Source organism: Streptomyces sp. NPDC054863 (genome assembly GCF_053610825.1).
On the sequence record NZ_JBSGZD010000340.1, the window covers coordinates 1 to 8,049 of the forward strand.

Annotated in this window: 8 protein-coding genes; 7 read left to right on the forward strand and 1 reads right to left on the reverse strand. The window is 71.9% G+C overall.

Going from position 1 to position 8,049, the window contains the following annotated elements; genetic code table 11:
* Positions 1 to 15 precede the first annotated feature (15 nt).
* Positions 16 to 1,224 carry a pyridoxal phosphate-dependent aminotransferase gene (locus ACWGIG_RS34345; RefSeq protein ID WP_453325614.1) on the reverse strand — a complete coding sequence of 403 codons (1,209 nt, stop codon included), beginning with the start codon at positions 1,222 to 1,224 and terminating at the stop codon, positions 16 to 18.
* Between the two features lie 122 nt (positions 1,225 to 1,346).
* Between ACWGIG_RS34345 and ACWGIG_RS34350 the strand changes: the two genes are divergently transcribed.
* The 7 genes from ACWGIG_RS34350 (at position 1,347) to fbaA (ending at position 7,993) form a co-directional block, all read left to right on the forward strand.
* The gene (locus ACWGIG_RS34350) at positions 1,347 to 1,637 is read left to right on the forward strand and encodes a hypothetical protein (RefSeq protein WP_453325615.1); all 291 of its coding nucleotides are present in this window, start codon (positions 1,347 to 1,349) and stop codon (positions 1,635 to 1,637) included.
* A gap of 322 nt (positions 1,638 to 1,959) precedes the next feature.
* Positions 1,960 to 2,481 carry a DUF2617 family protein gene (locus tag ACWGIG_RS34355; protein ID WP_453325616.1) on the forward strand — a complete coding sequence of 174 codons (522 nt, stop codon included), beginning with the start codon at positions 1,960 to 1,962 and terminating at the stop codon, positions 2,479 to 2,481.
* Positions 2,482 to 2,639: 158 nt separating this feature from the next.
* Positions 2,640 to 4,337 (forward strand): spermidine synthase, encoded by a 1,698-nt coding sequence (locus ACWGIG_RS34360; RefSeq protein ID WP_453325620.1) that lies wholly within the window; start codon positions 2,640 to 2,642, stop codon positions 4,335 to 4,337.
* A 67-nt stretch (positions 4,338 to 4,404) separates the two neighbouring features.
* Positions 4,405 to 5,313: an SRPBCC domain-containing protein gene (locus tag ACWGIG_RS34365; RefSeq protein WP_453325617.1), complete on the forward strand. Its 909-nt coding sequence runs from the start codon at positions 4,405 to 4,407 to the stop codon at positions 5,311 to 5,313.
* A 47-nt stretch (positions 5,314 to 5,360) separates the two neighbouring features.
* Positions 5,361 to 6,179, forward strand: a complete 819-nt coding sequence (locus ACWGIG_RS34370) for an aldose epimerase family protein (RefSeq protein WP_453325618.1) — start codon at positions 5,361 to 5,363, stop codon at positions 6,177 to 6,179.
* A 21-nt stretch (positions 6,180 to 6,200) separates the two neighbouring features.
* Positions 6,201 to 6,740: an orotate phosphoribosyltransferase gene (gene pyrE / locus ACWGIG_RS34375; protein WP_453325619.1), complete on the forward strand. Its 540-nt coding sequence runs from the start codon at positions 6,201 to 6,203 to the stop codon at positions 6,738 to 6,740.
* 230 nt (positions 6,741 to 6,970) lie between these two features.
* Positions 6,971 to 7,993, forward strand: a complete 1,023-nt coding sequence (fbaA, locus tag ACWGIG_RS34380; RefSeq protein ID WP_362412360.1) for a class II fructose-bisphosphate aldolase — start codon at positions 6,971 to 6,973, stop codon at positions 7,991 to 7,993.
* Positions 7,994 to 8,049 lie beyond the last annotated feature (56 nt).

Consider the following 8,049-nt stretch of genomic DNA (forward strand, 5'->3'; position numbering starts at 1 on the left):
CCCTTCTTCCGTCCCCTACAGCGCCTTCAGACGGCCCACCGCGTCCTGGAGGACCTCGGTCCGCTTGCAGAAGGCGAAGCGCACGAAGGGGGCGCCCGCCTCCCGGTCGTCGTAGAACACCGCGTTCGGGATCGCGACGACCCCGCACCGCTCGGGCAGCGCCCGGCAGAACGCGAAGCCGTCCCCGCCCTCGGGGGTGTCCAGCGGCCGGATGTCGGTGGTGACGAAGTACGTGCCCGCAGGCCGGTACACCCCGAACCCCGCCTCCGCGAGACCCGTGCTCAACAGGTCGCGCTTGGCGCCCAGTTCGGCCCGCAGCCCGTCGAAGTACGAGTCGGGCAGCGCGAGCGCCTCCGCGACCGCGTACTGGAAGGGCCCCGCCGAGACGTACGTCAGGAACTGCTTCGCCGACCGCACGGCCGCCACCAGCGGGGCGGCCGCCGTGATCCAGCCGACCTTCCACCCGGTGAACGAGAACGTCTTGCCCGCCGACGAGATCGTCACCGTCCGCTCCCGCATCCCGGGGAACGAGGAGAGCGGGATGTGCTCGCCGTCGTACACCAGGTGCTCGTACACCTCGTCCGTGATCACCAGCAGATCGCGCTCCACGGCGAGCGCGGCGACCGCGGCCAGCTCCTCGCGGGTCAGGACGGTGCCGGTCGGGTTGTGCGGGGTGTTGAGCAGGATCAGCCGGGTGCGCGGGGTGATCGCGTCGCGCAGCTCGTCGAGGTCGAGGTGGTACGCCCCGTCGCGCGGCCGGAGCGTGACCGGGACGCGGCGCCCGCCCGCCATCGCGATGCAGGCGGCGTACGAGTCGTAGTACGGCTCCAGCGCGATCACCTCGTCGCCGGGCTCCACCAGCGCCAGCAGGGACGCGGCGATGGCCTCGGTGGCGCCCGCGGTCACGAGGACCTCGGTGTCCGGGTCGAACGGCAGTCCGTAGCGGTGCTGCTGGTGCGCGGTGATCGCCCGGCGCAGCTCGGGGACGCCGGGGCCCGGCGGGTACTGGTTGCCGCGGCCGTCGCGCAGCGCCCGCACCGCGGCCTCGCGCACCTCCTCGGGGCCGTCCTCGTCGGGGAAGCCCTGCCCGAGGTTGATCGATCCGGTCCGGACGGCCAGTGCCGACATCTCGGCGAAGATCGTCGTCCCGAACTCGGCGAGACGGCGGTTGAGGAGGGGGCGGGGGATGCCGGAGGTGTCGGCGGTGGAGGTCATGGGGGCCATCCTGCGCGGAACCTCTGGAATTGCTCAAGTGTGCTTTGGCCGTCAGGGCGTCCGGGAATGACCGCTGCACGTGCGGGCGACCTGCCGCCCGCCACGGGGGAACGGAAAGGACGGTGAGGACCATGACCGGTCTCTTCATCGCACTGGGTGTGTCGGTGGCCGTGATCGTCGCCATCACGGTGAAGGTCCTGCGGACGCCCGACCCGAAGAGGGCCGGGCGGGCGCCGGCGGCACAGCCGTACCGGATCACCACGAAGACCCGCCGGCGGGGGAACCGGCACGACTCCGGCTGGAGCGGTGGCGGTTGGCTGGGTGGTGACGGCGGCTCGTCGTCCTGCGGCGGGAGTTCGTCCTGCGGGGGAGGGGGCGGCGGCGGAGGCGGCGGGGGCGGTGGCTGCGGCGGAGGCAGCTGACACGGGGCAGCTGGTCCGCCGGTGAACCACCGCCGGGTGCCCGGTGGGACGAGGGACGGTTCGAACGCCGTACCGAACTCCCCCCGGGCACCTTTTTGTTGAACAGTTGAACCGTGTGGCCCCCGAGGGGATGGAAACCACGCCAAGTTGGGTAAAAACGCTATGAGCGCCGCACACTTCATGATTCCCTCGCTGTTGAAAATCCCTCATCGGAATCCCGCGGTCCCCCTACGGACCCGAGCGGGCGGTCCCCCAGCTCCACCCCGTATCCCTCCGGCGTGCCCCTGGTCCACCCCCCACTGTGTGTTTGCGGAGCCCCCACATGCTCACGACCCTCAAGACCGACTACACCGACACGTGCGCTTCCGATCTCGCCTGGGCACTCGGCCGGGAGCCGTTGTCGGCCCTCGCCGTACTGGACCTCGAACTGCTCGGCGCCAAACTCCAGTTGCGTCTGCTCGGCGCCTCCCACCAGGTGCTCCTTGAGGAGGGGGACGGCTACTGCTCGGAGACCGTGGCCTGCATCCCGGGCAGCAGGACCCCGCTGCCGCTCGGCGTCTCCAAGCAGGTGGGCGACTGGGACTACGAGTTCGCGGCCCGCGTCGAGACGCTCTCCGACGCCGCGTTCGCGGGGCGCGCGCAGGAGCTCCTCGCCCTGGTCGCCGACCATCCCAACGGCCTCGCGGGTACGTTCCCCGGCAGCCCGCACGCCTTCACGGCGCTGCTCGCCCAGCGCGAGGGCGAGGGGCAGGTCAGCTGGCGCACCTGGCACGCGTACCCGCAGGAGGGGCAACTGGTGGTGACCAGGACACGGGTGGGGGTCAGGGTGCCTGTAGCGGTGTGACGGGTTGTATGCCGGTCCCACCTCAGTTGCACCCGTGTGGGTGACAGGATGCGAGCAGGCCGTGACGTAGCGTTTCCTGCATGATCCATCCGGCCTCCGCCTCAGCCGGCCCTACCGTCCCGGCGCCCGCTCCCCGTGCGGCGGAGGCCTCCTGGAGCATGCCGCCGGGGCGGGTGCGCAAGACGGTGGCGCCGCTTCCGGTGAAGCCGCGGACGGCCCGGTTCCTGGTGCTCGGAGTGGTGTTCATCTGTGCCGCCTGCGGGCTGGTGTACGAGCTGGAACTGGTCGCCCTCGCCACGTACTTGATCGGCGACTCGGTCACCCAGGCGTCCGTGGTGCTGTCCACGATGGTCTTCGCCATGGGGGTCGGCTCACTGCTGGCGAAGCGGCTGCGCTGCCGGGCGGCCGTCGGGTTCGGACTGCTCGAAGCGGGGCTCGCGGCGGTCGGCGGGAGCTCGGCGCTGGTCCTGTACGCGTCCTTCGCCTGGTTCGGCGGCGCGCGGTACGTCCTGGTGGGCTTCTCGCTGGCCATCGGCATCCTCATCGGCGCGGAGATCCCCCTGCTGATGGCCCTGATCCAGCGGATCGGCCGACAGGAGAGGGCGGGTGCGGGTGCTGTCGCCGCGGGGACGGTCGGCGCTTCGGCCGCCGCTTCCGCTTCCGGAGCTGCGGCCCCTTCCTTTGCCGACGAGGACGAGGACGACGCGAGCGGTGACGTGGCCGATCTGTTCGCCGCGGACTACGTGGGAGCGCTGGTCGGCGGCCTCGCCTTCCCGTTCTTCCTGCTCCCGATGCTGGGCCAGTTGACCGGAGCCCTGGTCACCGGCGCCGTCAACACGGTCGCGGGCGGGTCCCTGGTGCTCTGGCTGCTGCGCCGCGACCTCAACCGCCGCTCCCGCTGGCTGCTGATCGTGGTCAACGTGGCGGTGCTGGCCTCGCTCGCCACCGCGACCGTCCTCGTCGACGACTTCGAGCGGGCCGCCAGGCGCGCCGTGTACGGGGACCGGGTGCGCGTCGCCGTACAGACCGGCGTCCAGGAGGTCGTCATCACCGGAAGCCGGGACGGCCCGCCCGACCTCTTCCTCGACGGCCGCCTGCGCGTCTCGGGCCGCGACGAGTACCGGTACCACGAGGCGCTGGTGCACCCCGCGATGCGCGGCAGGCACGCCCGCGTCCTCATCCTCGGCGGCGGCGACGGCCTGGCCGCCCGCGAGGTCCTCCGCTACCCGGACGTCACCTCGGTGACCCTGGTCGACCTGGACCCCGGGGTGGTCCGGCTGGCCCGCACCGACCCCGCCCTGGTCGCGCTCAACGGCGGCGTCCACCGGGACCCCCGGCTGCACGTCGTGCACGCGGACGCGTTCGGCTGGCTGCGTTCGGTGCCGCTCGGCGACGCCCCGTACGACGTGGTGGTCTCGGACCTGCCGGACCCCGGCATCACCGCCTCCACGAAGCTCTACTCCCAGGAGTTCTACGGGCTGGCCGCCGACGTGCTCGCCCCGGACGGCCGGATCGCCGTCCACGCGGGCCCGGTCGGGGCCCGCCCCCGCGTCTACTGGACCGTCGAGGCGACCCTGCGCGCGGCGGGCCTGCACACCCGCCCGTACCGTGCGACCGGCCGTCTCTCCGGCTTCAGCGCCGGACCCGACCGCTCGTCGGGCAACGCCCGCGCACCCCGCGACTGGGGCCTCGTCCTCGCCGCCCGCACCCGCCCCGGCCTGGGCCTCTCCCCGCAGGTCCCGCACCTGCGCTCCCTCACCACCCCGCTGCTGCTCGCCGGCGCCCGCTCGGCGGAAGCGACCCGGATGCGGGGCCTGCCGGCCTCGACACTGGTCCACCCGCGCTACACGCCGTGAAAGCGACTGTCCAGATTCTGCGCAGAGTCGGGTGTGAACGCGGTCCGCGTGAGTAGGCTCGGGAACCATGGAGCATGAGGTGTTCGTTCCGGTTCTGCCCGAGGCCGTACGGCAGACGCTCGCCGACCCCGCCCGGGTCGCGCGCTGCGTGCCGGGCCTCCAGCAGGACGCCGACAAGACGTCCCCGCCACTGACCGGCCGGCTGAAGGTCCGGGCCGACGGCCACACCATCACCTACCGGGGCGCGCTGGCCGTCACCGGCAGCGCCGAGGGCGACACCTTCACCGTGGCGGGCGAGGGCACCGAGGCCCGTGGCAACGGCTCGGTCAAGGTCGCCCTGACCGTCCGCGCGGAAGAGTCCGACGGCGGTACGACACTGCGCTTCACCGGCACTGCCCACGGCGACGGCCGCATCGCCGAACTCGACTCCCCGGCGGTGGAGTCCGCGGTGCAGCGGCTCCTGGACCGCTTCGGCACGCGGCTCGGCGACGAGGCCGCCGCCCCGGCCGAGCCCCCTTCCGGCGCTCAGGAGGGGAAGGCGGACCCCGCATCCGCCTCCGTCTTCGACACCGAGGTGCCGCCGCCTTCCCTCGACCGCCTCAGCGACGCGGAACTGGACTTCGAGGACCCTTCCCCAAGCTCTCAGCTTCGTTCGAGCAGGGGAGACCCCACCCCTGTCCCGCCTACCCGCGAGGACGAGAACGAGGCACTGCGCGAAGCCCTCGAAGGGCTGCCGGGCGAACTCCCCGACGCCTTCCCCGAAGAGCCGCCCGCCGAGGCCGCGCACGCCCGCCGCACCATGATCGGCCGCAGCGCCGAGGAGGTCGACCACGCGCCGCCGCGCGGCCGGTACGCCCCCGTCATGGCGCCCGCCCCCGCATCCGGCACGTTCACCCTGCGCCGCCTCGCCCCGGCCGCCGCCCTCGCACTCGCCTCGGCGGTCGTCGTCGGCCGGGTGCTGCGACGCCGCAGGTAGGCGCAGGAAAGCAGGGGCAGGCCCCGGGGCTGGGTAGTGTCCGGAGCGTGAGTAGCGAACAGAACAAGGATTCCGGCGTCCTGCTGAGCGCCGGTGACGTCGAGCTGACCGTCGACCCGGCCGACGGCTGCCGCATCGAGAGCCTGCGCATCGGCGGTACCGAGGTGCTCAGGCAGCCCGAGAACGGCAAGCACTTCGGCAGCTTCCCGATGGTGCCCTGGTGCGGACGGACCGAGAACGGGCGGTTCCGCGACGGCGACAAGGTCCACCAACTCCCGGTGAACTCCCCGCCGCACGCCATCCACGGCACCGGCCGCGACACCCGCTGGCGCACCGCCGCCCGCGGCGCCGCTTCGGCTTCGTTCACCTACGACCTCACCGGCCCGTGGCCGTACGCGGGCCGGGTCACCCAGACCTTCGAGCTGACGCCGGACGCGCTCACGCTCACCATGGGCGTCGAGACGTACGACAACTCCTTCCCCGCACAGATCGGCTGGCACCCCTGGTTCCGGCGCAACCTGGGCACCGGCGCGGACGTCGAGCTCGCCTTCGACGCCGCCTGGCAGGAGGAGCGCGGCGACGACCACCTCCCCACGGGCCGCCGCATCGACCCCCTCCCCAGCCCCTGGGACGACTGCTTCGGCATGCCCGACGGCGTCGACGTCACACTGACCTGGCCCGGGCAGCTGGAGATCAGGGTGACCAGCCGCGAGGAGTGGGTCGTCGTCTACGACGAGCAGGAGGCCGCGGTGTGCGTCGAGCCGCAGACCGGCCCGCCGAACGGGCTCAACTCCCTGCCGCGCCTGGTCACGCCGGTCGACCCGCTGGAGGCGTCGACGACGTGGGCGTGGCGGCGGCTGGGCTGAGGCCCACTTAAGCTCGTTCCCATGACTGACGTACGTGCTGAGCTGCTCCAGCAGATCAAGGACAAGGCCGTGGTGCACGGCAAGGTGACCCTCTCCTCGGGTCTGGAGGCCGACTATTACATCGACCTGCGCCGGATCACCCTGGACGGGGAGGCCGCGCCGATGGTCGGTCAGGTCATGCTCGACCTGGCCGCGGACCTCGACTTCGACTGTGTCGGTGGTCTGACGCTGGGCGCCGACCCGGTCGCCACCTCGATGCTGCACGCCTCCGCCGCGCGCGGGCAGCGCCTCGACGCCTTCGTCGTGCGCAAGGCGCAGAAGGCGCACGGCATGCAGCGCCGTATCGAGGGCACCGAGGTCAAGGGCCGCCGCTGCCTGGTCGTCGAGGACACCTCGACCACCGGCGGCTCGCCGCTGACCGCAGTCGAGGCGGTCCGCGAGGCGGGCGGCGAGGTCGTCGCGGTCGCCACGATCGTCGACCGGGGCGCGGCGAAGGCCATCGCGGACGCGGGCGTGCCGTACCTGACCGGCTACCAGCTGGCGGACCTGGATCTCGCCTGAAGCGGTGACCCAGGTCCCTGCCCTGCTGCTTCGGGGCTGTGACCTGGGGGTTTGCCCGAGGTCGGTGTGTTTCTCGTGAAACACACCGACCTTTGTGCATTCCGGAGCGCAGCCGGTACGCGTCCGCCGGGTGGAGCCGAGTGGAGAGTCTGGAAAGATGGGGGCGACGATGACGTCGCCCCCAGGTCAGGGACCAGCACGCACACCCGCATATCCCAAGGAGCGGACAGATGCCCATCGCAACCCCCGAGGTCTACGCCCAGATGCTCGACCGGGCGAAGGCGGAGAAGTTCGCCTACCCGGCGATCAACGTGACCTCGTCCCAGACTCTGCACGCCGCGCTCCGTGGCTTCGCCGAGGCCGAGAGCGACGGCATCATCCAGATCTCCACCGGTGGTGCGGAGTTCCTGGGTGGCCAGCACAACAAGGACATGGTGACCGGTGCGGTCGCCCTGGCCGAGTTCGCGCACATCGTCGCCGCGAAGTACGACATCACGGTCGCGCTGCACACGGACCACTGCCCCAAGGACAAGCTGGACGGCTACGTCCGCCCGCTGCTCGACGTCTCCGCCGAGCGCGTCGCGCGTGGTCTGAACCCGCTCTTCCAGTCCCACATGTGGGACGGTTCCGCCGAGACGCTGGCCGACAACCTGGCCATCGGCCAGGAGCTGCTGGCCAAGGCCGCCGCCGCCAAGATCATCCTTGAGGTCGAGATCACCCCGACGGGCGGCGAGGAGGACGGCGTCTCGCACGAGATCAACGACGAGCTGTACACGACCGTCGACGACGCGCTGCGTACCGCCGAGGCGCTCGGCCTGGGCGAGAAGGGCCGCTACCTGCTGGCCGCCTCGTTCGGCAACGTGCACGGCGTGTACAAGCCGGGCAACGTGGTGCTGCGTCCGGAGCTCCTCAAGGACCTCCAGGAGGGCGTCGGCTCGAAGTACGGCAAGGCTTCGCCGTTCGACTTCGTCTTCCACGGCGGGTCGGGCTCGACGGCCGAGGAGATCGCCACCGCGCTGGAGAACGGCGTCGTGAAGATGAACCTCGACACGGACACGCAGTACGCCTTCACGCGTCCGGTCGTGGACCACATGTTCCGCAACTACGACGCGGTGCTGAAGGTCGACGGCGAGGTCGGCACGAAGTCGAAGTACGACCCGCGCACGTGGGGCAAGGCGGCTGAGGCGGGCATGGCGGCTCGGGTCACCGAGGCTTGTGCGGCGCTTCGGTCGACGGGCACGCGCCTGAAGTAGTCCGCGCGGACTGCGGCATTTTGCGGCGGGCCCGGCACACCGGAGAGATTCCGGAG